The organism is Streptomyces sp. P17 (assembly GCF_032436805.1).
GTDB lineage: Bacteria > Actinomycetota > Actinomycetes > Streptomycetales > Streptomycetaceae > Streptomyces.
In genome coordinates this window covers 1-271 of the sequence record NZ_JAVRBF010000831.1, presented here as the reverse complement: position 1 = coordinate 271, position 271 = coordinate 1, and the positions used below count along the sequence as shown (strand labels likewise).

At 35.8% G+C, this 271-nt stretch carries 1 protein-coding gene; it reads right to left on the bottom strand.

Translation table 11 applies throughout. The annotated features are described in order from the left end of the window. On the bottom strand, positions 1–241 hold a 241-nt coding region (locus RMT89_RS43130), incomplete at its 3' end, for a hypothetical protein (RefSeq protein ID WP_315889218.1). Positions 242–271 lie beyond the last annotated feature (30 nt).

The following is a 271-nucleotide window of genomic DNA, read 5'->3' as shown; positions in this document are numbered from 1 at the left end:
CGTATTTGTATTTTTTAAGGTAAATAAAGCGTCCATAGATAGCGTTGTCGAGAGATTCTAAAAGCTCTCTCGATACAGCAAGGTACATATTAGCTTTTACTTCCGAAATACAATTATACAGTTCGTCCCTCAAAGCTACGAAATCCGCTAAACCTTCTGGGATCTTGCCATTATTGATGTAAGTCATTACCAACTGGTATTCGAACAAAAATTTTTCAGCCAATTCACTTTCAATGAGCATGTTTCTATTATTCCCGATTAATCGCATAAC